The 21,427-nt window shown below is 66.6% G+C and carries 23 protein-coding genes; 5 read left to right on the top strand and 18 right to left on the bottom strand.

Annotation, left to right across the window (positions count from 1 at the left end):
- The 8 genes from PVW48_RS06010 to PVW48_RS05975 form a co-directional block, all read right to left on the bottom strand.
- A complete protein-coding gene (locus tag PVW48_RS06010) occupies nt 1–300 on the bottom strand; it encodes a PAAR domain-containing protein (RefSeq protein ID WP_012179126.1) in 300 nt (99 codons plus the stop codon).
- 10 nt (nt 301–310) lie between these two features.
- Nucleotides 311–2,098, bottom strand: coding sequence for a type VI secretion system tip protein VgrG (gene vgrG, locus PVW48_RS06005; RefSeq protein WP_274580693.1), 1,788 nt, complete (start codon nt 2,096–2,098; stop codon nt 311–313).
- Entirely contained in the window at nt 2,091–2,753 is a 663-nt protein-coding gene (locus PVW48_RS06000) for a CIS tube protein (RefSeq protein ID WP_274580692.1), read from the bottom strand. Before PVW48_RS06000 ends, vgrG begins: the two co-directional genes overlap by 8 nt.
- 10 nt (nt 2,754–2,763) lie before the next feature.
- Nucleotides 2,764–2,937 carry a DUF5908 family protein gene (locus PVW48_RS05995; protein WP_274580691.1) on the bottom strand — a complete coding sequence of 58 codons (174 nt, stop codon included), beginning with the start codon at nt 2,935–2,937 and terminating at the stop codon, nt 2,764–2,766.
- A 33-nt stretch (nt 2,938–2,970) separates the two neighbouring features.
- The gene (locus PVW48_RS05990; protein ID WP_274580690.1) at nt 2,971–3,453 is read right to left on the bottom strand and encodes a phage tail protein; all 483 of its coding nucleotides are present in this window, start codon (nt 3,451–3,453) and stop codon (nt 2,971–2,973) included.
- A gap of 12 nt (nt 3,454–3,465) precedes the next feature.
- Nucleotides 3,466–3,924 carry a phage tail protein gene (locus tag PVW48_RS05985; protein WP_012179130.1) on the bottom strand — a complete coding sequence of 153 codons (459 nt, stop codon included), beginning with the start codon at nt 3,922–3,924 and terminating at the stop codon, nt 3,466–3,468.
- A 23-nt stretch (nt 3,925–3,947) separates the two neighbouring features.
- The gene (locus PVW48_RS05980; protein ID WP_274580689.1) at nt 3,948–5,441 is read right to left on the bottom strand and encodes a phage tail sheath family protein; all 1,494 of its coding nucleotides are present in this window, start codon (nt 5,439–5,441) and stop codon (nt 3,948–3,950) included.
- Between the two features lie 83 nt (nt 5,442–5,524).
- The gene (locus PVW48_RS05975; RefSeq protein WP_274580688.1) at nt 5,525–6,523 is read right to left on the bottom strand and encodes a hypothetical protein; all 999 of its coding nucleotides are present in this window, start codon (nt 6,521–6,523) and stop codon (nt 5,525–5,527) included.
- 406 nt (nt 6,524–6,929) lie between these two features.
- On the opposite strand from PVW48_RS05975, the gene PVW48_RS05970 reads away from it, so the two are divergent.
- Nucleotides 6,930–7,805 (top strand): hypothetical protein, encoded by an 876-nt coding sequence (locus tag PVW48_RS05970; protein ID WP_274580687.1) that lies wholly within the window; start codon nt 6,930–6,932, stop codon nt 7,803–7,805.
- A 9-nt stretch (nt 7,806–7,814) separates the two neighbouring features.
- Here the strand turns inward: PVW48_RS05970 and mraY are convergent, their stop codons facing one another.
- From mraY to PVW48_RS05925, 9 genes are all read right to left on the bottom strand, one after another.
- Nucleotides 7,815–8,900 carry a phospho-N-acetylmuramoyl-pentapeptide-transferase gene (gene mraY / locus PVW48_RS05965; RefSeq protein WP_012179134.1) on the bottom strand — a complete coding sequence of 362 codons (1,086 nt, stop codon included), beginning with the start codon at nt 8,898–8,900 and terminating at the stop codon, nt 7,815–7,817.
- A gap of 12 nt (nt 8,901–8,912) precedes the next feature.
- The gene (locus PVW48_RS05960; RefSeq protein ID WP_274580686.1) at nt 8,913–10,352 is read right to left on the bottom strand and encodes a UDP-N-acetylmuramoyl-tripeptide--D-alanyl-D-alanine ligase; all 1,440 of its coding nucleotides are present in this window, start codon (nt 10,350–10,352) and stop codon (nt 8,913–8,915) included.
- The gene (locus PVW48_RS05955) at nt 10,349–11,830 is read right to left on the bottom strand and encodes a UDP-N-acetylmuramoyl-L-alanyl-D-glutamate--2,6-diaminopimelate ligase (protein WP_274580685.1); all 1,482 of its coding nucleotides are present in this window, start codon (nt 11,828–11,830) and stop codon (nt 10,349–10,351) included. The genes PVW48_RS05960 and PVW48_RS05955 overlap by 4 nt, the downstream gene beginning before the upstream one ends.
- Nucleotides 11,831–11,847: 17 nt before the next feature.
- Entirely contained in the window at nt 11,848–13,641 is a 1,794-nt protein-coding gene (locus PVW48_RS05950) for a peptidoglycan D,D-transpeptidase FtsI family protein (RefSeq protein ID WP_274580684.1), read from the bottom strand.
- On the bottom strand, nt 13,638–13,994 hold the full coding sequence (gene ftsL, locus PVW48_RS05945; protein WP_012179138.1) for a cell division protein FtsL: 357 nt from the start codon (nt 13,992–13,994) through the stop codon (nt 13,638–13,640). Before ftsL ends, PVW48_RS05950 begins: the two co-directional genes overlap by 4 nt.
- A complete protein-coding gene (rsmH, locus tag PVW48_RS05940; protein WP_274580683.1) occupies nt 13,991–14,992 on the bottom strand; it encodes a 16S rRNA (cytosine(1402)-N(4))-methyltransferase RsmH in 1,002 nt (333 codons plus the stop codon). Before rsmH ends, ftsL begins: the two co-directional genes overlap by 4 nt.
- A 4-nt stretch (nt 14,993–14,996) precedes the next feature.
- Complete coding sequence (gene mraZ, locus PVW48_RS05935) at nt 14,997–15,509, bottom strand: division/cell wall cluster transcriptional repressor MraZ (protein WP_274580968.1); 513 nt, start codon at nt 15,507–15,509, stop codon at nt 14,997–14,999.
- Between the two features lie 645 nt (nt 15,510–16,154).
- Nucleotides 16,155–17,243 (bottom strand): Mrp/NBP35 family ATP-binding protein, encoded by a 1,089-nt coding sequence (locus PVW48_RS05930; RefSeq protein ID WP_274580682.1) that lies wholly within the window; start codon nt 17,241–17,243, stop codon nt 16,155–16,157.
- Between the two features lie 385 nt (nt 17,244–17,628).
- Nucleotides 17,629–18,084, bottom strand: coding sequence for an Lrp/AsnC family transcriptional regulator (locus tag PVW48_RS05925; RefSeq protein ID WP_274580681.1), 456 nt, complete (start codon nt 18,082–18,084; stop codon nt 17,629–17,631).
- A gap of 72 nt (nt 18,085–18,156) precedes the next feature.
- Here PVW48_RS05925 and PVW48_RS05920 point away from each other — a divergent pair, with 72 nt between their 5' ends.
- The gene (locus PVW48_RS05920; RefSeq protein ID WP_012179143.1) at nt 18,157–18,753 is read left to right on the top strand and encodes a LysE family translocator; all 597 of its coding nucleotides are present in this window, start codon (nt 18,157–18,159) and stop codon (nt 18,751–18,753) included.
- Nucleotides 18,754–18,759: 6 nt separating this feature from the next.
- Here the strand turns inward: PVW48_RS05920 and PVW48_RS05915 are convergent, their stop codons facing one another.
- Complete coding sequence (locus tag PVW48_RS05915; protein ID WP_274580680.1) at nt 18,760–19,665, bottom strand: LysR family transcriptional regulator; 906 nt, start codon at nt 19,663–19,665, stop codon at nt 18,760–18,762.
- Between the two features lie 123 nt (nt 19,666–19,788).
- On the opposite strand from PVW48_RS05915, the gene PVW48_RS05910 reads away from it, so the two are divergent.
- From PVW48_RS05910 to PVW48_RS05900, 3 genes are all read left to right on the top strand, one after another.
- A complete protein-coding gene (locus PVW48_RS05910) occupies nt 19,789–20,649 on the top strand; it encodes an SDR family oxidoreductase (RefSeq protein WP_274580679.1) in 861 nt (286 codons plus the stop codon).
- Between the two features lie 91 nt (nt 20,650–20,740).
- Nucleotides 20,741–20,863 (top strand): hypothetical protein, encoded by a 123-nt coding sequence (locus PVW48_RS05905; protein ID WP_012179146.1) that lies wholly within the window; start codon nt 20,741–20,743, stop codon nt 20,861–20,863.
- Between the two features lie 224 nt (nt 20,864–21,087).
- Nucleotides 21,088–21,396, top strand: coding sequence for an EthD family reductase (locus PVW48_RS05900; RefSeq protein ID WP_012179147.1), 309 nt, complete (start codon nt 21,088–21,090; stop codon nt 21,394–21,396).
- Nucleotides 21,397–21,427 lie beyond the last annotated feature (31 nt).

The following is a 21,427-nucleotide window of genomic DNA, read 5'->3' as shown; positions in this document are numbered from 1 at the left end:
TTAGCCCCCGATGATCACGGTGGGCGCACCGAGCACGATGGAGCCGCCATGGGCCGTGGTATCGCCCATGCGCGCGGCGGGCCGGCCGCCGATCATCACGGTGCCCGAGCCCTTGACCACCGAATCCGGCGGGCCGACGCAGATCGCCATGTCGCCCACCACCGAGGCGGGCAGTTTCTCGATCAGGACCGTGGGCACGCCTGGGCCCGAGATCGGGCCGCCCACATGGGGGATCGGCGGCAACCCTGGGGTCTGCATCGGGCAGGTGTGCATGTCTGTCAGTCGCGCTGCTGGCGGCATTGCTGTCTCCTCAATTGATCATCACCATGGCGCCCTTGACCGTGGTCTCGCCGCTGGCCGACAACTCCGCCGATGCGCCGCCCTTGGCGGTCATGCCGATATCGGCCTCGGCCGAGACGTTCATGCCCTTCACGCTCACATCCGCGTCCGACGACACGGTCACCCCGCTGGCGCCCGAGATCTTCACCGACGCGTCGGCGGAGATGGTGATGTCGCTGGGCGAGGTCATGGCGATGCCCGAACCCGACATTTCCAGCTTGTTGTCGTTGCTGTCGGTGATGGTGACGGAAGTATCCTCGTCGCTCAGCACGATCTTGTGCCCGCCCGGGGTCTCGACGGTGATGATCTTCTTGTCGTCGTCGAAGGTGACCTTGTGCTGCGCCTTGGTCACGAGGGTCTTGATGGTGTTCTCGGCATCGGGGACGACCGGGGCGGGGTTCTTGCTGGAATGCAGCGCCCCCAGCAGGATCGCGCTGTCCGGGTCGCCATGCAGAAAGCCCAGCACCACTTCGTCGCCGATCTCGGGCAGGAATTCGAAGCCCGCGTTGTTGGTGGCATAGGGGCTGGCGATCCGAACCCAGGCCCCCAGGTCCCCGCCCACCCGCAGGGGCATCGAGACTTGGATCCGGCGCTCACCCTCGGGGTCTTCGTCGGTCTTGAGCACGGTGGCGATTTCCAGCCCCGTGACACCGGGGCGGACCGCGGCCGCCGGCGCGGGGCTGACATCGCGCTGCGCCTCGGCAAACCAGTCCGGCGACAGGCCGAATTCGAGCTGTGTGTCCCAGCTCCCTTCTGCGAGCGTATGGCGCACCCCGACCATGTAGGCACTTCCATTGAACACCGCGCCCAACCCGGCCAGCTCGATCTGGGTGCCGGGTTTCAGGGTCGGGTTCCCGGGCACCTTGAGCTGCCCCGCATAGCGCGCCATGCGGGATTTCAGCAGGCAGGCACTCGCCCATTCGGCCAGGGCATCGTCGGTCTCGGCACCGGGGCCCTGCAGGGTGGCGCTCGGCCCGCCGAGCACGGCGGACAACTTAGCGCCGGTCAGGGTGCCCTGCTTGTTGACCGTGGGCTCGGCGCCTGTGCCGGTGATCACCGCTTGGGTCTTGGGGTCCCAGGCCTGGGCGGTCACGCTGTCGAGCTGCGCCGTGGCCGACAATTCCAGGTCGAAATCGAGGATCGAGTCGCCATAGGTGGCGTTCAGCACCGGGTTATCGAATTTCGGCGGCGCCACGGTCAGCTTGCCCGCCTCCACCGTGACAACCATCCCGTTCACCTCGGCCCTGGACAGGATGAAATCCCAATCCGAGCTGTTGGCCCTGGCCTGCTGGGCGACCTTCAGGCTGGTCGCGGTCACATCCGCGCTCAGCCCCGCATCTCCCGCGATCTTCGCGATCACGTCGCTGTCGCTCATGTCGAGATACTGGGCCGCCGCGCGGCTCACGGTCAGGGCGACCGCCTTGTCCTTGCACAGCACCTCCAGATAGGTACCCCCGCCCGGGTCCGCCCGGATACGCTGGCCCACGATAATGCCCTTGAAGACGCTCTGGTTCTTGCTGTGGTAACCCAGCAGGATCTCGATCTCGGCACCGGGCGCGAAGGTGGACGAGGCGCTGACCGGGAAATCGGCCTCCGCGCGGCTCCCGTCGGCGATGTTGATCACCGCCTCGGGCACGCGGTTGAGCCGGTGGTGGACGCTGATGCCGGACACCATCACGATGTCGGGGATGGTCGCCCCGTTGGTCTTGATCTCGGAGGTCACGAGATCCGCATTCGGCAGCCAGACGCTCTCAGTCATGGCGGCTCTCCTCGTAGGGCGGGAAGTTCAGCGCCCGGCCCGCGGTCAGATGCACGAGGTCGTTCATGTCATTGGCCCGCGCGACCTGCGGATAAAGGTCCGGCCGGTCATAGACCCCGTAGGCCATCAGCGGCAGGGTGCTGCCCGCGGTGACCACCTGAGCATGGGTCAGGTCGGCGGATTTCTTGTCCCCCAGTCGGGCGAGGTCCTCGGGCGTCAGGTGCTGTCGGAACGCCACGCTGAGTTGGGCCCGCAGAGGCGCGCCGGAAGGGGCAAAGAGCTGGTAGGCGATCTTCAGGCTGGTGAGCATGCAGTTGAAGGTCAGCCCGCCCCATACGATCTTGAGGTAGTTCGGGCTGTGCTGCGCGCCCTGGTAGGTATAGGCGAGGGTGCGGAAGCTCTCGATTTCCTTGGCCACATCGGTCACGCCAGGCACCACGCCGGTGGCGTCGATCACGAAGTCGAACGACATTTCTTCGGCGTTCTGGGTGTGGAATTTCAGAACAGTGCCCGCCGCGTCGTTGTCCTTGGCGGGCGCGAAGCTGGCCGAGTGGCTGTGCGACAGGGAGTTGGGGTTGATCTGCAAGCTGTAGCTGCCGGTCTGCGACCGCAGCTCATTGTCAGAAAACGCCTGGATCTGAAGCTTGGAGAGCATGGCCGCCGCCCTACCGGGTCCGGCTGCGGGTCAGTTCCTCGCGGATCATCCTCGCGCAACTCGCCAGGATGTCTGCCTTCAGCCGGGCCGCAGCCTGCGGGTCCTCCCCATGGCCCTGGGCCTCCTGCGACGGGCTGTCCACGATCCGCGCCTGCAGCACGATCTCTCGAATTTCGACCGGCATGTCCCCCCCTTTTCATCCGTCCGGCCCGGCCCGTCAGGTGCCGGGCGTGTTGGCCTTCTGCATCTGGTTGATCTTGCGTTCGACCCGCTGGTAGGCGAGCTCGATGCTTTCGACCGCAATACTGTTCTTCTGCGCATCGAAGCTGTCCACGGTCCACTTGACCGGCCAGGCCTCGACGACCGACCAGCTCATCGTCGGCTTGGCCTTGGCATCGAGCAGCGACACCGACAGGGACTTGGGCTCGATCGGCACGCCCAGATCGCCCTCGATGACCGACTTGCACCAGGTGAACAGCGGCGAACTGGCCAGCATCATTCCGCGTTTCAACACCAGGTTCGGCAACTTGACCTTGCCGGGCAGCTTGTGCGCGAACCGGTTCTCCCCCCCCTCCTCCAGCGGGGTCATGGCCCGTTCGGCCGTCAGCCCCGAAACCTCCTGGAACCCCTGGTCCACCACTGCCGCGTTGCCCGCGATCCGCACTGTGAAGGAAAAGGCGACAGGGGGGTAATAGGTCATCGCCCGACCCTTTTACCCGTTCTCGATCGTCAGCTTCTCGTGGGCGAGCTCCAGCGTCTCGACCGCCACCTCGTTGCCGTCGGACTTCATGTCCGTGCCGGTGATCTTGACCGGAAACGCATTGGCGAGCTTCCACACCATGGTCGGCTTGTTGGTCTGATCCAGCAGGCTTATGACCACGGATTGGCGCTTGATCGTGTTCAGCTTGATCTGCTCAAACCAGGTCCAGAAACGGTTGTCGCTGACGAAGATGCCCTTCTTCAGGGTCACGTTGCCGGACTTGATCAGCCCCGGCATCTTGATGACGTTGAAGGCCGGGTTGTCGCCGGCGCGGTAAGTGATCGCTTCGGACTCGGTGTCGAGGCCCGAGACCTCCTGAAACGGGATCTGCCCCGGATCGCCAAGATTGACGCTGAAGTAAAACTTCGGCAGCGGCCATGTGGCGCCCTGCTTGTCTCCTGCATCAGCCATGCTGTGCCTCCCTTAAGCGCCCGTCAGGACGTCTGCATCTTCTGTTGGAACGTGATCACGATGAATTCGGCCGGGCGCACGATGGCCACCTTGACCGAGACCCGCATGTAACCGTCGAGAATGTCATTGCCGGTCATGGTCGACCCCAACCCCACATCGACCTGGTAGGCCTCCGCAGGCGTGGCCCCGGCCAGCGCGCCGGACTTCCACTGGTTGTTGAGGAAGTTCTCGATCATGGTCCGCACGGTCAGCCAGGTGTTCGCATCGTTGGACGCGAAGACATAGGATTCCGCGGCCGTGGCGATGGATTGCTCCAGCATGATCAGCGTGCGGCGCACGTTGATATATCGGTAATCCTGGCTGTTGCCGTCGAGGGTCCGCGCGCCCCAGACCAACACCCCGCGCCCCAGGAACGACCGGATCGCATTGATCGCCTTGCCGTCCAGTGGCACGTTGAGGTCTTGCTGTTCCTCGTCGCTGATCGAGACGGCGGGCGACATCACGTCCATGATGCCCGTGTTCGCGGGTGCCTTGAACACGCCGATCTCGTTATCGGTGCGGGTATAGACCCCGGCCATCGCCGCCGAGGGCGGTTGCAGGTTCATCGCGTCCATCAGGTCGAGCATCGCCTGCTTGTAGGTTTCGCTGATGCTGGCCAACGCCTGGTGGGTCTTGGTCACAACGCCGTCGGAGGTGTCATCCCCGTTCATCGTATCCAGATATGCCTTGATCGCCTTGACCACCTTGTCGGCCGCCCCGGAGAACTCCTTGGTGATGTGATCGGCAAGATCCTTGCGGCTGTCCTTCGTGATGTTGAGGTAATTCACGTCCGTGGGACCGAATAGATTGGTGTTCACGAAAGGGTAGTAGGCCGCGCCATAGCTCATATTGTCGTACTCGATCAATTGGCGAAATCCGACCTTTTCGTCGGAAATGACATCGATCCCGTCGTCGGAATTGCGGGGCTTGAAACCGTTGAACACATCGAGAATCGCAATGCGGTTCTGCATTGCGATGCAATGGGGGAACGCCTTGTCCCAGATCTTCTTGTATTCAGCCTCCGAGGGCATCAGCACCGAGTCCGGGATGACGACCATGGTCGGCTCCGGCTCTTTCTTGAGGGCCGCCCAAACCTTGTCCCCGAAGGCGTCCGCGGCCTTCTCGTCGCCCGAGTAGTTGCCGATCGACACGATCCAGCATGGCCCCCCACCATTGTCGAAAAACAGCCGCATCCCGTTGAAGAGATTGTAGAGGCTGTTGGCCTCGGCGGTCAGGGTGATCTTGCCTGCATCATCCACCGCGAAGGTGTATTCCGGCGTCGGCCCCATGCCGAAGATTTTCATGTACTCCGCCATGGAGGTAAGCCGGATTGGCATGTTCGTGACATTCGTCGTGCCGCGCATGGCCCGCTCGGTATACCCTATGAAGACCGGCACCGCGGTTGGCACTTCGACCACCGAGTTCGGGAACGCGGGCAGTTCCTTGATGTAAACGCCGGGTGTTTTCTCTTGTGCCATGCCTACCTCCGATGGTGTGGCGCGAAATCAGGGCGCGGGCCCGGTGCAGGGCATCGCGCCCCACCCGTCGCGCGCCCACCGTGTCAGCTTGCCGCCACCATGCGGCAGGATGCTTTCGAAGCGATATCGGCGAGCGTGGCGGCGTAGGTCGCCTTGGCCGCGGCGAAATCCGCCTCTGCCGTGGCGTTGTCGAGCGCCATCTTCTTGCTGGCTGTTTTCATGGCGATCCCGAGCTTGGTCTCGGCTGCCTCGGCCGCGGTTTTTGCCGCGTCCAGAGTGGCTTGCGCCTTGTCGAGCACAGCCTGCTTGGCCGCGAGATCGGCGGTGAGCGCGGTCGCCTTCGCCTTGCCGTCGGCATAGTCCTGCTCGGCCTTGGTCTGGGCTGCTGCCGCCTCGTCCACCTCGTTCTGTGCCTTGTTGACGGCGATTTGGGCCTGCACGACGCTCCTGGCCATGGCATAGGCATTCTTCTGCACGTCCGCCTTGACGTCGGCCATCTGGTCGTCGTCGTTTGCGATCCCCGCCAGCGCGGTCAGGGCGTCCTGCGCCACCTTGTTCTTGGCAATCGCAGTCGTCTGTGCCGCCTTGGCCGCATCGAGCGCGGCCTGCTTCTTGACCGCCGCGTCCTTGGCCGACTGCGCCGCCTTCTTCAAGTCTGGCAGCGCATCCTCGGCCGCCTGCGCGGCTCTCGTGGCCGCATCCACATCGTCCTGCGGGTCTTTGAGCTCCTTCTCGGCCTCGGTGACGGCCTTGTCCGCCGCAGCCTTGGCCTTCTGGGCTTGCCCCGTGGTCTGGGTGTAGGCGGCGGCGGCGGCGGCCATGGCTGTGGTCTGGGCGGCGGCGGCCTGCTCCAGCGTCAACTCGGCCGTGGCACGGGCCTCTTCGTCCTGTTGCTTGTCGCGATCCTGCTCCGCGGCGCGCTTGGCGTCATTCGCCGCCTTGGCGGCCTCTTTGGCCGCTTTCGGATCCGGCGTCGCGGACGCATCGGGTTTGGGTGATGAAGATTTCGATTTCGTGCCCACGCGTGCAGACGCGGTCTTGGCTTTCGATGCCGCAGCCGAGTCCTTATCGGTATCTGCCATTATTCCCCCCAAGGCATACGCCATAATGGAGCACGCCTTATGTCAATTACATTTTGGAAAACGCACCCCTCCCTCAGCAGCGAATGAAGGGGCCGGTACAGCAAAAACTTTGTGGAGTTCACGATTCCACAACAATTCTCGTTTGAACAGCTTTTTTTACCCTAACGTAAACCTTTTTTTGACCCGGCGCGGGCAGCGGGGCTGACAGTGCCGGTTTCCTCGGCATATGCTGCCGTCCACGTCACCTTGGGCCGGGCGCGCAGGCAGAGAGGAACAAATGGCACAAAAAGGCAGGGTCAAACCCCCCGCAGGCGCAGTGGCGGCGCACAGATCGCGCCGCTCAATCTCGCCCGGCGCACTCGACACCAGTCCAAGGGTCGTCGCACAACTCGCCCGGCAACGTGCGATGTTCGGCGCGGTACTTGCAACACCCGCCGCCGGTGTCATCCAGCGGGAGGTCATTCTGGGCAAGGAGTCGAGCTACGCATATCCCAGGACCTATGCCTCCTCCTACGCGCCCGATATCTGCTACAAATCGCGCGAAGAAGCTGAAGCCGCCGACAAACGGCTGGCCGCGGCAGCCAAGAGCCAAGCGGAAAGCGCATCCGCGAGTACGTCCACGGCCGATGCGGCCCCGGCAAGCGGAGCGGGGTCCAGCGCACCCCCCACAGCGCCGCCGCTTAGGTCACGCGCGCCCCAGCGCGCGTCCCCCCCGCCTGCCCCTCTTCGCCCCCTCACGCCGAGTGAGCGCGGCTATCCGCTTGGCTTCGGCTCGATGAAAGAGTTTCGGGACGCCACGCGTCCGGTGGCCGTCGCCAACCGGCATCGCAGCATCATCGTGCGCGGCAGCAGCGTCACAGGAAAATCAGGGGACGGCAGCCGCGATTTCCGCGGGGCCGACTACCCCAACCCACCGCGCAAGAAACCGGCGGGCTTCGACAAGGCCGACTACCGGAGCGATATCGACGTGGGTGTCGTTGGTGCGGACGTCCGCCGTGACCGGGACATCAACCGGCGCGGCTTTCCACGGCCCAAAACAGCCGCAGCGCGGCTGGAAAGGCGGCACCAAAGGGCGGTGAGAGACGCCATCGGTTTCCAGACCGGCCTGAAATTCTTTGCCGAAGCGCCCGACGGTGCGCAGATCGAACGGCCCCACACGCCCGACGGGCGCAGGACACCAATGGGTCAGGATGCCTTCAGTGCCGAGCTGTCCGAGAGGCTGGCGCGGCTCGCAGCGGAGCGAGACGCCGGGGACGGCGCCGACAAGGACGCGGATGACTAGCCCACTGGCCTAGCGCACCTTCAGCGTCGCCAGCCCGATCAGCGCCAGGATCAGTGAGATGATCCAGAACCGGATCACGATCTGGCTCTCCTGCCAGCCCTTCTTCTCGAAATGGTGGTGGATCGGGGCCATCAGGAAGACGCGCTTGCCGGTCTTCTTGAAATAGGCGACCTGGATGATCACCGACAGCGCCTCGACCACGAAGATGCCACCCACCACCACGAGCACGATCTCGTGCTTGGTGGCCACGGCGATGGCCCCCAGGGCACCGCCCAGCGCAAGGCTCCCGGTGTCGCCCATGAACACGGCCGCGGGCGGCGCGTTATACCACAGAAAGCCCAGCCCACCCCCGATCAGCGCCGAGGTGAAGACGAAGATCTCGCCCGTGCCCGGCACGTAATGCACATCGAGATAAGAGGTAAAGTCGACCCGCCCCACCGCGTAGGCAATGACCCCGAGCGTTCCGGCGGCGATCATCACCGGCATGATCGCCAGCCCGTCCAGACCATCCGTGAGGTTCACCGCATTGGCGGAACCCGCGATCACGATCATGCAGAACGGGATGAACAGGATCGACAGGTTGATCAGCGTGTCCTTGAACACCGGCAGGGCCAGTTGCCCCGCCAAGGGCTCCGGATGCAGCAGCAGCGCCCCCGCCCCCGCGATCCCCGCGATACCGAACCCCATGGCCAGCCGCACCCGCCCCGACACGCCCGCATGGGAGTTCTTGGTGACCTTCTGGAAGTCGTCCATGAACCCGATCAGTCCGAAACTGACCGTCACGAACAGCACCAGCCAGACATAGCCGTTGTCCCACCGCGCCCAGAGCAGCGTCGCCAGCGTCAGCGCCGACAGGATCAACAGGCCCCCCATGGTCGGCGTGCCCTGCTTGGTTTCCAGGTGGCTTTCGGGACCGTCCTCGCGGATCGGCTGGCCGAATCGTTGCCGTTTGCGCAACAGGTTGATGAGCGGACGGCCGAAGATGAAGCCGAAGATCAGCGCCGTGAAGAACGCCCCACCGGCGCGAAAGGTGATATACCTGAACAGGTTGAAGGCGTCCCCGCCATCGGAAATCGAGGTCAGCCAATACAACATGTTCAGAAATCCTTAACTCTCATACCGGGATGCGGGATGCCCAAGTTTGCGCAGGGCGTCAACAACAAGGCTGACCCGGCTGCCCTTGGATCCCTTGACCAGAACCACGTCTCCCGCGTCCACCAGCGCATGCGCGTGGGGCACGAGCGCCTGCGCCGTCTCGACCCAGCGGCCGCGCTTGTCCTCGGGCAGGGCCGCGTGCAGGGCCTGCATCCGGGGCCCGACGCAATGCACCAGGGTGATCTGCGCCATGGCGGGATGGGCGGCAAGCGCGGCGTGCATCGCGGCCTCGTCCGGGCCGAGCTCCAGCATGTCGCCCAGAATGGCGATCCGGCGCCCCTTGGCGATCCGCCCGATATCATGGGCGGGGGCAGCCTGGGCCAGCATGTCGAGGGCCGCGCCCATCGAGGTCGGGTTGGCGTTGAACGCATCGTCGATCAGCTCGATCGACATCGCCTCGATCACCGGGTCGAGCTGCAGCCGCTCCCGCGTGCCTCGGCCCGAGGGCGGCGCCCAGGCCCCCAGCGCCATCAGGGCGCGCGCCGGGTCTGCGCCCACGCCCGCGACGCAGGCCAGAACGCCCAGCGCGGTCTCCAGGAAATGGGTGCCGGGGGTGGCGATCTTCAACGCCATCTCCGCACCAGAAAGCTGCGCCCGCGCCACCGCCGCCGTCCCGACCGCCTGCACATCGCTCAGCCGGTGGGTATTGCCCGCGCCCGTGCCGAAGCTCTCGATCCGCGCCCCGGCGTCCTCGGCGGCGGCGCGCAGGATCGGGGTCTGCGGCAGGTCGCCGGGGATCACGGCCAGCCCGTCCGGCTCCAGCCCTTCGAAAATGCTCGCCTTCTCGACTGCGATCGCCTCCAGCGAGCCCAGCGCCTCCAGATGCGCGGCGGCGATGGTCGTGATCAGCGCCGCATGAGGCCGGGCCATGCGGGCCAGCGGCGCGATCTCGCCGGGATGGTTCATGCCGATCTCGATCACGGCGACCTCGGTGCCCGCGGGCATCCGCGCCAGGGTCAGGGGCACGCCCCAATGGTTGTTGAAACTGCGCTCGGCGGCATGGACCCGACCCTGGCTGGCAAGGGCCGCGCGCATCATCTCCTTGGCGGAGGTCTTGCCGACCGAGCCGGTGATGGCGATCACCCGGGCCTCGGTCCGCGCCCGCCCGGCCCGGCCCAACGCCTCCAGCGCGGTCTGCACATCGGGCACCAGCAACAGGGGCGCGTCCTCGGCCACACCCTCCGGAATGCGGGAGACCAGCGCGGCGCCCGCCCCGGCCGCCAGCGCCTGGGCCACGAAATCATGCCCGTCCCGGGCCGCGGTCAGTGCCACGAACAAATCGCCGGGCGCGAGTTCGCGGGTGTCGATGGACACGCCGGTGACCGCCCAGTCGCCCCGCGCCTGCCCGCCCGTGGCCGCAGCCGCCTCGGCGGCGGTCCACAGCGCGCTCATGCCAGCCGCCCTTCGAGCGCCGCGACCGCCACGCTGGCCTGTTCCGCGTCGTCGAACGGGTAGACCACGTCGCCCACCGTCTGCCCCGTCTCGTGCCCCTTGCCCGCGATCAGCAGAACGTCACCCGGCTCCAGCGCGTCGACCCCGCGCAGGATCGCCTCCGCCCGGTCCGGCACATCCGTGGCCTCGGGACAGCCCGCCCGCACCTGCGCCCGGATCAGCGCGGGGTCTTCGGAGCGGGGATTGTCATCGGTCACGAAGACCACATCCGCCTCCGCCGCCGCGGCCTCGCCCATCAGGGGGCGCTTGCCCGCATCCCGGTCGCCGCCCGCGCCGAACACCACCACCAGACGGCCCAGCACATGGGGCCGGAGCGCCCGTAGCGCGGTCTTCAACGCATCGGGCGTGTGGGCGTAATCGACGAACACGGTCGCGCCGTTCTCGCGACGCGCGACCTTCTGCATCCGGCCGCGCACCGTGGCCAGCCGCGGCAGGAGCGGTACGAGATCCCCGACCTGCGCGCCCGTGGCCATGACGAGCCCCATAGCCACCAGCACGTTGGAGGCCTGGAATCCGCCCACGAGGTTGAGCCGCGCCTGGTGCGCCACGCCCTTCCATGTGAACCGCATCTCCTGCCCGTCGGCATCGAAGCGCTGCGCGGTCAGCCGCAGCATGGCGTCCTTGTGCGTGCCCACGGTCAGCAACTCGGCCCCCGCCCCATGGGCAATCGCCATCATGTCCGCGCCTTTCGGGTCGTCGAGGTTGATCACCGCCATGCCCTGATCGGCCAGCACCCGCGAAAACAGACCCGCCTTGGCGGCAAAATACGCCTCGAACGTCTCGTGATAGTCCAGGTGATCCTGGCTGAAATTGGTGAACCCCGCCGCCACCAGCCGCACGCCATCCAGCCGCCGCTGGTCGAGTCCGTGGGACGACGCCTCCATCGCTGCGTGGGTGATGCCTTGCGCGGCCATCTCGGCCAGCGCCGCATGCAGGGTCAGGGGATCGGGCGTGGTATGGGCGAGATCGGCGGAAAAATCCCCCTCGATCCCCGTGGTGCCGATATTGGCCGCCGCGTGGCCCAGCCCCTGCCAGAGCTGCCGGGTGAAGCTCGCCACGGAGGTCTTGCCATTGGTCCCGGTCACGCCGACCATGGTTGCGGGCTGCGCGCCGTACCACAGGGCGGCCGCGGCGGAAAACGCCTGGCGCGGGTCTTCGGCCACGATCAGGGTGGCCTCGGCGCCGTCGAGCACATCGCGCGCGATCCGCGCACCCTCCGCATCGGTCAGGATCGCCCCCGCCCCCATGCGCAACGCATACTGGATGAATTCCGCCCCGTGCACCCGGCTGCCGGGCAGGCCCGCGAACAAGTAGCCCTCCTTGACCTGCCGGCTGTCCAGCGCAAGTCCCGTCACCGGGCGCCCGCGTTCCGCGAAGCCCAGCTCCGCCAGCGATTTCGGCCCGTAGCCTGCGCTCATGTCCCCGTGCTCCCTGCTCAGTCGCTCACCAGCGTTATCTCAGGATCCCCGAGATATTCAACGGTGGGCCGCAATCCCAGAAGCGGCAGGATGCGCCGGGTGATCTCGGCCGAGACCGGCACGGCGGTCCAGCCCGCGGTGCGGCGCGGCTCCTCGCCGGAGGTCTCCACCGGCTCGTCCAGGGTCACAACCAGCACGTATTCCGGATCGTCCGCGGGAAAGACCGAAGCGAAGGTGGCGATCACCTTGTCGTCATAGTATCCGCCGCCCGCCGCGCGGGGCTTGTCGGCTGTGCCGGTCTTGCCGCCGATGGCATAGCCCTCGATGCGCCCGAAGCTCGCCGTGCCCCGCTCGACCACCGCGTGCAGCATCTCCCGCGAGATCCGCGAGGTCCGCTCCGACACCACGCGCGGCCCCTTCACCGGCGCGTCCTGACGCAGAAGCGTCGGCGTCACCTTCGTCCCACCATTGAGGAGCGAGGCATAGCCCGCCGCCAGGTGCAGCGGCGAGGTCGAGATGCCGTGGCCATAGCTGATGGTCATGGTGTGGATGTCGGACCAGTTCGACGGCCAGAGCGGGACGGCCCCCGGCGCCTCGATCATTTCCACCGGGGTGGGCGCGAGAAAGCCCAGCTGTTCGAGGAAATCCTTCTGCCGCGCCCCGCCGATCTGCAGCGCGAGCCGCGCCGTGCCGACGTTGGAGCTTTTGACGATCACGTCCGTCACGCTCAGTTCGGGCCCGTAATTGCGGAAATCCCGGATCCGGAACCGGCCCCAGGTCATCGGGCTGGTGGTGTCGAGCATGGTCTCGGAGCTCACCAGGCCCAGTTCCAGCGCCTGCGCGGTGGTGAAGATCTTGAACGACGAGCCCAGCTCGTAGACCCCCTGCACCGCCCGGTTGAAGAGCGGGCTGTCCCCCTGGTCGCCCTGGGTCAGGGGCCGGGGGCGGGAGTTGGGGTCGAAATCCGGCAGGGACGCCTTGGCGATGATCTCGCCCGTATGCACATCCATCAAAACCGCCGCGGCCCCCTTGGCATTCATCAGCCGCATGCCCGAGGCCAGCACATCCTCCACCACCGCCTGCACCGTCAGATCGATCGACAGCGCCAGCGGGGTCGAGGCCGTGGCGGGATCGCTCAGCCGCGCGTTGAAGGCCTTCTCGACCCCCGCGACCCCGATCAGTTCGGCCGATTGCACCCCCTCGCGCCCGAAACCAGTACCACCCAGGATATGCGCCGCCAAGGCGCCGTTGGGGTAAAGCCGCATCTCGCGCGGCCCGAACTGCAGCCCCGGATCGCCGATATCATGGACCGCCTGCATCTGCTCCGGCGAGATTCGGCGCTTGAGCCAGAGGAACTTGCGCTCGCCGGTGAACCAGTCGCGCATCCGCGCCTCGTCGAGGTCCGGGAAGATCCGCGCCAGCTCCGCCGCGGAGCGTTCCGGTTCGGTCATCAGGGGCGGCTGGGCATAGAGCGAATGGCTCACCAGGTTGGTGGCCAGCACGCGGCCCTCCCGGTCGACGATATCGGCCCGCGCGGCATCGATGCGCGCGTCGCTCACCGCCGCCACGGGCTCGGCAACGGGCTCCGAGGCAATGGCCCACATCCGCACGCCCACAAGGCCGAACACCAGCAGGCAAACACAGGCCGCCAGCAGCAGCCGCTGCTCGGCCATCACCCGCCAGTCGTCGCGCAACGCTTCGTGACGACGCCGGATGTTCTCGCGCTCGATCAGGTCGGGATTGCCGCCGGTCTGGCGGGCATGCAGGATCCGGGCCAGCGGCCGCAGCGGGGTGCGCAGACGGTTGCTCATGGCCGCCGCCCCACGTTCTGCTCACTCACCTCGATGGTGTCGATCAACGCCCCCTCCAGCGAGGGCGGGCGCGGATAGGCCACCTGCTCCACGAGGCCGAAATGCCCGGGCGTGAGCGGCAGAAGCTCGAGGTCCTCGAAATTGAGCTTCACCAGGTCGGCCAGCCGGTCCGGCCGGTTCAGATAGGCCCACTCCGCGCGCTGCACCGCCAGCGCCTCGCGGGTATCGCCGATCTGCGCCTGCACCGCGCTGAGCCGTTTCAGCGCCTGCTGGGTCTCGAAATTCTCCTGGTAGGCCCAGTAGGCCAGACCGACCACCGAGCCGATTGCGAGGGTATAAAGCAGCGTCCTCATGGTGTCTCCGTCAGGGTGTAGAGATGCGGCAGGCCAAGGGCCGCGCGATCAGCCGGCATCGCCGGCGCGGCCGTGCGCCGCCCGATGCGCAACCGGGCCGACCGGGCGCGCGGGTTGGCGGCGACCTCGGCTTCCGTGGGCGCGATGGCCTTGCGCGGCTCCAGCCTGAAGCGGGCGGGCGTGTCTTCGGTCTCGGGCGCATAGCGGTTGGCACGCCCGGCGCCGCCACTGGCCTGGGTGAAAAACCGCTTCACGATGCGGTCCTCGATCGAATGAAATGTCACGACCGCCAGCCAGCTGCCGGGCTCCAGCGCGCGTTCCGCCGCCTCCAGCCCGCGCACCAGCGCGCCCAACTCGTCATTCACCGCGATGCGCAGGGCCTGGAAACTGCGCGTGGCGGCATGGCTCTGGCCCGGCTTGGGGCGCGGCAGGCAACTCGCCACGATCTCGGCCAGCTGCGAGGTCCGGGTGATCGGCGCGACAGCCCGCGCCGCCACGATGGCCCGCGCGATCCGGCGCGCGGCGCGTTCCTCGCCCAGATGGAACAGGATATCGGCCAGCATGTCCGCATCTTCTTCGGCCACCAGGTCCGCCGCCGAGCGCCCGTGCTGCGCCATACGCATGTCCAACGGCCCGTCGCGCAGAAACGAAAACCCCCGCTCGGCCCGGTCGAGCTGCATCGACGACACGCCGAGGTCGAGCACGACGCCGTCCAACGGCCCGCCCGCATGGGCATCCAACGCCTCAAAATTCCCCGCCACCAGCCGCAGCCGGTCGCCGTAATCCCCAGCCCAATCCGCCGCCATCTCCAGCGCAAGAGGGTCCTGATCCACCCCGATCACCCGGTCCGCCCCGGCCTCCAGCAACCCGCGCGCATAGCCCCCTGCCCCGAAGGTGCCGTCGAGCCAGGTGCCCGTGACCGGTGCGCAGCGGGTGAGGATCGGCTCCAGCAGAACCGGGATATGGGGCGCGTTGGGGGGATCTTGCGCCGCGACCATGGCGCTAGTGCATCTCGCCCGGCGGCGGCGTGGGCTCCAGGAAGGTGAGCGGGTCCACATCTTCGTCGAGATCGTCCAGCCAGTTGCCCATCTCGCCCATCTTCGCGGCATAGCCCTCGGGCGACAGGATCTGAAACGTATCGCCGGTGGCCAGGAAATGCGCTTCGCCCTCCAGACCGATCTTGGCGCGCAGCTTGGCGGGCAGCACCAGGCGCCCTGTCTCGTCCACCGAGGTCTCGTGCGCCTGCCCGGTGAACAGCGTCTCGAGCATCCGGCGCGGTTTGGAGCCACGCGGCAGGCGCGCGATCTTGGCGTCGACCTCCGCCATCGCGGCCATGGTATAGCATTCGAGGTAATTCTGACGGTGATCGCCATAGACGATCACCAGTTCGGGGTTGCCACCGGCGGTCCAGCGGGGATCGTTATCCTCCAGCACACGGCGAAAATTGGCCGGGATCGACACCCTGCCCTTGCTGTCCACCTTGTGGACGCTTTCGCCTCGGAACATGCGCGCCACGCAGACCCGCCCCTTTGCCTGCCCCCCGACGACCCCGAGGGGCCAGAAATGGAAAACGGCGGATCGTGCTGCTGCCATAGCCCGATCCGCCGCACTCGACCCAGAGACTGGGTGTGATCAACGCTGACACCATCTGGGGGGATGTCTGCTCGTGTCGCGCCAACCGTCGTTCGAAATGCGCGGGCCTGTATGAAACCTGTCTTTTTGTCGGCTGCGGTCGTTGTGTGCCGCGTATTGTCCGTCGCTTTCGATGGGATCTTTATTCCATGGGAAAACTTGGGAAGCAATGGAAAAGTTTGGGAACAAGCACCAGAACAGTCGCAAACCGGGGATCTTAATGCAAGTAAAGATGCGTTAAGACCTCTACATTTTGTCTCAATTTGCGGCTTCGGGCGGCGAGCGCCTCTAGATATGGACATACCGAGCCGGTGCCGCGCGCGCGTGGCACGGTGAAAGTTTTTTGGGTTAACAGGGGATTTTGGGCGAAATCCGGGCCGATCCGGCCGAATCACCGGCTTTTTGGCGTCTGTGATGGCCCGGAAACCCGTGAAAAACCGGCGGCGATCTCAGCGCCGGCCGGAAATTTCCCATACCGTCCCATGGACTATCCCATGTGATCCCATTTTCAGCCCGCGGCCGCCCGGCTCAAGCCATGCCGCCACGCACCAGCCCCTCGGCCAGTCGGGCGTAAGCCTCCGCCTCGGGCCCGTCCCCGGCTGCAATCGGGGTGCCCCCGTCGCCCGCGACCCGCACGTCGATGCTCAGGGGCAGCTCCCCCAGGAAGGGCAGGCCCAGCGCCTCGGCCTCCGCCCGCACGCCGCCATGGCCGAACAGATGCGCCTCGTGCCCGCATTTGGGACAGTGATAGCTCGACATGTTCTCGATCAGGCCCAGAACCGGCGTCTTGAGCGTGTTGAACATGTCCAGCGCCTTGCGCGCGTCCAGCAAGGCCACATCCTGCGGGGTCGAGACTACGATCGCGCCCGTGACCGCACTGCGCTGGCACAGGGTCATCTGCACATCCCCCGTCCCCGGCGGCAGATCGACGATCAACACGTCCAACTCGCCCCAGGCCACCTGGCTCAGCATCTGCTGCAACGCCCCCATCAGCATCGGGCCGCGCCAGACCACCGCCTTGGCCGGGTCCAGCATCAGGCCAATGGACATCATCGTCACCCCGTGGGCGGTCAGCGGCAGGATCGTCTTGCCATCGGGCGAGGCAGGCCGCTTGGACACGCCCATCATCCGCGGCTGCGACGGACCGTATATATCCGCATCCAGCAGCCCGACCCGCCGCCCCTGACGCGCCAGCGCCACGGCAAGGTTCGACGACACCGTGGATTTGCCCACGCCGCCCTTGCCCGAACCAACGGCCAGAATACGGTCGACACCGGCGATCTTGGCGGGCCCCTGCCCCTTGTCCGGCGTCGGATGCCGCCCGATCTTGAGGCTCGGCGGCTCGCCCGCCGGTGCAGCCTTGGGCGCGGATTTCGGTCCATGCGCGGTCAGCACCGCCTGAACGCCCTCCACCCCTGGCAGGGCCTTGACCGCCGCCTCCGCCGCGTCCCGCACCTGGGCCAAGCCCTGCGCGGCCTCGGCGCTCTCGGCCTCGATCACGAAGCGGACCGTGGTCCCCTCGACCGCCAACGCCCGCACCAGATCGCGTGAGACCAGGTCGCCGCCGCCGGGCACCGACACCTTCGCAAGTGCAGCAAGAATATCATCGCGTGTCACGTGAACCCCCAAACCGTTTGGTCAAAGATTGGGCACAGGCATGCGCAAGACAAGGGAGCCGGGGCTTTTTCCACCCCTCACCCCACGATTCAAAGCGCTTGCAGGCCCCCGTAAGTCGGAATTGCAGAATGAGTAATGCAGGAATTGCATAACTGATTTGTCGTCACAGGTCTTGTTGCAGCGCAGCATACGCGTATATTCAACTTCAACAACGGGCGGCGAGGAGACGAACTTCGAAGCCCAGCGGTGCAAACCCAAGCTTACGCGCCGCGAACCAGATCAGAAAGCCCCTCCTCCTCCCTGGGTTTTCTGTAATATGCGGCGGCGCTTTCCTCCTCCCTAGCGTCGCCGCTTTTTTTTGCCCGATCGCCACCCGACGCCAAGCTCAGCAAGCCCGCGCATCCTTGGGACTGTCCATTACCACATAGGATGTCAGGCTGGAGACCTGCGGCAGCGTGCCCAGCACATCCGTGTGAAACGTCTTGTAAGCGGCGAGATCCGCCACCTCCACCCGCAGCAGGTATTCCACCGTGCCGGTCACGTTGTGGCACTCCCGCACCTCCGGCGCATTGGCGACCGCCCACTCGAACCCGGTCTGGTCGGCCTTTGTATGCTCCGACAGTCCCACCGCGATATAGACGGTAAACCCCTGCCCCAGCGCCGCGCGGTTCAGCACCGCCTTGTAGCCCTGGATGATTCCCGTGCGCTCCAACTCCTGAACCCGGCGCAGGCAGGCCGAGGGCGAAAGCCCCACGCGCTCCGCCAGGTCGAGATTGCTGAGCCGGCCATCGCGGCTCAGCTCATGCAATATCCTTTCGTTTATCTGGTCCAGTTTCGCCATGAGTTGCAAACTTTTTGGTTTCCGCGCGATCTTCGCAATACAATTCGGCGCCCCAAGGCGCAAGGTTGCGCCATGACACTGGATACACTCCTCGCCCTCATGGCCTTCGCGCTGGTCTCTTCGATCACGCCGGGGCCGAACAACCTCATGGTGCTGACCTCGGGGGCCAATTTCGGGATGCGGCGCACCCTTCCGCACCTGCTGGGCATCAGCCTGGGCCATGCCTTCATGGTGCTGCTGCTGGGGCTGGGCCTTGGCGAGGTGTTCGTCGCCTGGCCCCCGGCCCACACCCTCCTGAAGGCTGCCAGCCTTGCCTACATGCTCTGGCTCGCCTGGAAGATCGCCCATGCCGCCGCCCCCGAGGGCGGGGCAGGCACAGGCAAACCCTTCACATTCTTGCAGGCCGCCGCGTTCCAATGGGTCAATCCCAAGGCCTGGATCATGGGGGTGACGGCGGTGACGGTCTACGCCGCCCCCGGGGGCGGGGCGCTGGGGGCGGCCCTGGTGGCGCTGGCGTTTTGCGCCACGAACTTCCCTTCGGTTTCGGTCTGGGCCTGGATGGGCACGCAAGTCGCCCGCTGGCTGCGCGACCCCGCACGGCTGCGCGCCTTCAACTGGACCATGGCGGTGCTGCTCATCGCCTCGATGGTGCCGGTCCTGTTCGGATAGCGGCGCCTAGGACACGATCAGGCCGCCCACCCCGCGCACCTTTTCGCGCAGGAACGGGATGAACCGCGAGATGCGGGCCGGAACGACAATCGCCGGCTGGCGCACCGCATAGAGCGGGAACGCGTCCTGCGTGTAATCCGGCAGGATCTCGACCACCTCGCCCGCGGCGATCAGGTCGGAAAAGGCCCATCGCGGCCCGCTATGGATACCCGCCCCCGCGCGCACCGCCGCCACGGCCGACCGCACCGCGTTGATCGCGATGCCGTTGCTGCGCCGCACCTCGACCACCTGCCCCTCCGGCGATCGCAGCTTCAGCGGGGCATTGCGATTGCCGGGGACAAAGAAGATCGCGGGATGCGCCAGCAGATCCGAAGGCGTCCGCGGCGCCCCGTAAGCCTCCACGTAGGCCCGCGAGGCCACCAGAACCCGGGGCAGTTCGGCCAGCTTGGTGGCGATCAGGCTGCTGTCGGGCAGCTTGCCCGCCCGGATCGCCACGTCGATCTCGTTGGCGCCCATGTCCACGAAGCCGCTGGCCAGCACCAGGTCGAACTCCACCGCCGGATGCCGCGCGCGGAACTCCAGCAGCCAGGGCGCCAGGAACTCCTGCCCGAAATCGATCGCCGCTGTCACCCGCAAGAGCCCCGAGGGCGTCTCGGTCTCGCCGCCGATTTCCGCCTCCAGCGCTTCCAGCTGGTCGATGATCGCCCGCAGCCGCGCGTAATAGGCCCGCCCCTGCGCCGTGGGCCGGGTGGCATTGCCGCTGCGCCGAACCAGCTTGGCGTTCAGTCGCGCCTCGAGCTGCGCCACCCGACGCGAGATACCCGACGGGTCCTGCCCCAGCGCCCGGGCCGCTGCCCGGACCGAGCCGGTCTCCACCACTTTCAGGAACGCCATCTCGCTCGCATTGCGCATGAGGTGTTGTGAAATACGCAACATTAGGTTGTCAATCCCGCGGCTGCCGCGGGAAAACCCCATCGCCTATCTCTCAATCATCGCCGCAGGAACAGGCCCGCGGCCCAAACAGGAGAGATCGACATGACCCAGACCAGACCTGACCTGTCCCGCCGCGCCACCCTTCTGGGGCTCGGCGCCACCGGGCTCACCGGCGCCACTGTCACCGCCGCAACCGCCCAGACCGCGCCCTCCCGCCCCTTGGCGGGCAAGGTCGCCATCGTGTCCGGGGCACGCAACAACATGGGGCGGGCCTTCGCCGTCAAGATGGGCGAGATGGGCGCCGACGTGGTGGTCCATTACCACCGGGCGGAAACCCTCGACCAGGCCGAAGACACCGCCCGGCTGGTCGGGGCCGCAGGCGGGCGCGCAGCCCTGACCATGGGGGATCTTGGCCAGGTCGAGAACGTGCGCGCCATGTACGACACCGCCGAGCAAGCCTTCGGCGGGGTGGATATCGTGATCAACAACGCAGGCGCCATCCTCAAGAAACCGATGGCGGAGTTCACCGATGCCGAGTTCGAGCAACTCGACGCGATCAACAACCGGGCGCTGTTCTATTCCCTGCGCGAAGCCGCCCTGCGGATGCGCGACGGTGGGCGGATCATCAACATCGGCACCTCGCTGAAGGCCGGGGCCGCGCCGGGCTACACGATCTATTCCGGCACCAAGGCCCCGGTGGAGGAGTATTCCCGCATGCTCGCCAAGGAGTTGGGGCCGCGCCTTATTACCGTGAACACCATCGCCCCGGGCCCCGTGGACACGCCGTTCTTCCACGCCCAGGAAACCGAGCAGAGCGCAGCCTTCGCAGCGCGGCTCTCGACCGAGCAGCGGCTGGGCCGGATCGAGGATATCGCGCCTCTCGCGGGCTTTCTCGCCAGTCCCGAAAGCCAGTGGATCAACGGCCAGACCGTCTGGATCAACGGCGGCTACCTGACCCGCTGACAGGCCCGCCCGATCCTATCGCCCCCGCCCCGCGACGCACATCCGGGCGGGGGCGGCGACCCCCCGACACCAAACCGACAGGAGACAGGCCATGAGCCACCAAGACGCCAAAAACCGCACCGCTTATCGCCGGATCGCCCTGCGCAGCCTCGCCACGTTTTCCGGGCTGGTTCTGGCCCAGACCCTCGCGGCCGGGCTGGTGTTTTCCCTCTGATCCCGCCACGGCGCCCAAGCCCGTTCGAACGGGCTTGAGCACGCGATTTGCAAATCGCGTTGCAAGCGCCTTCCAAGGCGCTTGTCCAAGCCGCTTCGAAGCGGCTTCTCCCGCCTCAGCCGCCGCGCTTTGCGCCGGACAACCAGAACGTCCCGCTTGTCGCGCCCCGCTGATTGGCTACGGTGATGTCCGTCGGCACACCGCCGAATGAGGAGGAAGCCCCCATGCCCATGACCCTGCAAGTGCTCTACCCCACCGAAGGTGGTACCAGCTTCGATTATGCCTATTACACCGGCAAACACATGGAGATCGTAACCGAACACATGTCCGCGCATTTCGACAGCGTGCTGGTGACCCGCGGCCTCGCGGGCGGCCCCGACACCCCGCCCGGCTTCCACGCGGTCGCCACCTTCACCTTCGCCGACCAGGCCGCGCTCGACGCCTGCCTTGCTGCCGCGGGTCCTGCGGTCGGGGACATCCCGAATTTCTACAGCGGTCAGCCCCAGATGCTCATCGGCGAACAGATCGGCTGACCGGCGCGCGGACGGGGTGTCGGGCAGGCGC

Source organism: Dinoroseobacter sp. PD6, from assembly GCF_028807315.1.
GTDB lineage: Bacteria > Pseudomonadota > Alphaproteobacteria > Rhodobacterales > Rhodobacteraceae > Dinoroseobacter > Dinoroseobacter shibae.
This window is presented reverse-complemented; position numbering and strand designations above follow the sequence as displayed.

Coding starts and splice junctions, on each gene's coding strand:
- PVW48_RS05900 (WP_012179147.1), top strand. CDS start 21,088: ATGCCCATGACCCTGCAAGTGCTCTACCCCACCGAAGGTGGTACCAGC.
- PVW48_RS05985 (WP_012179130.1), bottom strand. CDS start 3,924: ATGGCTGATGCAGGAGACAAGCAGGGCGCCACATGGCCGCTGCCGAAG.
- PVW48_RS05950 (WP_274580684.1), bottom strand. CDS start 13,641: ATGAGCAACCGTCTGCGCACCCCGCTGCGGCCGCTGGCCCGGATCCTG.
- PVW48_RS05925 (WP_274580681.1), bottom strand. CDS start 18,084: ATGGCGAAACTGGACCAGATAAACGAAAGGATATTGCATGAGCTGAGC.
- PVW48_RS05970 (WP_274580687.1), top strand. CDS start 6,930: ATGTTCGGCGCGGTACTTGCAACACCCGCCGCCGGTGTCATCCAGCGG.
- PVW48_RS05910 (WP_274580679.1), top strand. CDS start 19,789: ATGACCCAGACCAGACCTGACCTGTCCCGCCGCGCCACCCTTCTGGGG.
- PVW48_RS05990 (WP_274580690.1), bottom strand. CDS start 3,453: ATGACCTATTACCCCCCTGTCGCCTTTTCCTTCACAGTGCGGATCGCG.
- PVW48_RS05920 (WP_012179143.1), top strand. CDS start 18,157: ATGACACTGGATACACTCCTCGCCCTCATGGCCTTCGCGCTGGTCTCT.
- PVW48_RS05955 (WP_274580685.1), bottom strand. CDS start 11,830: ATGAGCGCAGGCTACGGGCCGAAATCGCTGGCGGAGCTGGGCTTCGCG.
- PVW48_RS05975 (WP_274580688.1), bottom strand. CDS start 6,523: ATGGCAGATACCGATAAGGACTCGGCTGCGGCATCGAAAGCCAAGACC.
- PVW48_RS05980 (WP_274580689.1), bottom strand. CDS start 5,441: ATGGCACAAGAGAAAACACCCGGCGTTTACATCAAGGAACTGCCCGCG.
- PVW48_RS05915 (WP_274580680.1), bottom strand. CDS start 19,665: ATGCGCAATGCGAGCGAGATGGCGTTCCTGAAAGTGGTGGAGACCGGC.
- mraY (WP_012179134.1), bottom strand. CDS start 8,900: ATGTTGTATTGGCTGACCTCGATTTCCGATGGCGGGGACGCCTTCAAC.
- rsmH (WP_274580683.1), bottom strand. CDS start 14,992: ATGGTCGCGGCGCAAGATCCCCCCAACGCGCCCCATATCCCGGTTCTG.
- PVW48_RS06000 (WP_274580692.1), bottom strand. CDS start 2,753: ATGCTCTCCAAGCTTCAGATCCAGGCGTTTTCTGACAATGAGCTGCGG.
- PVW48_RS06010 (WP_012179126.1), bottom strand. CDS start 300: ATGCCGCCAGCAGCGCGACTGACAGACATGCACACCTGCCCGATGCAG.
- PVW48_RS05960 (WP_274580686.1), bottom strand. CDS start 10,352: ATGAGCGCGCTGTGGACCGCCGCCGAGGCGGCTGCGGCCACGGGCGGG.
- ftsL (WP_012179138.1), bottom strand. CDS start 13,994: ATGAGGACGCTGCTTTATACCCTCGCAATCGGCTCGGTGGTCGGTCTG.
- vgrG (WP_274580693.1), bottom strand. CDS start 2,098: ATGACTGAGAGCGTCTGGCTGCCGAATGCGGATCTCGTGACCTCCGAG.
- PVW48_RS05995 (WP_274580691.1), bottom strand. CDS start 2,937: ATGCCGGTCGAAATTCGAGAGATCGTGCTGCAGGCGCGGATCGTGGAC.
- PVW48_RS05905 (WP_012179146.1), top strand. CDS start 20,741: ATGAGCCACCAAGACGCCAAAAACCGCACCGCTTATCGCCGGATCGCC.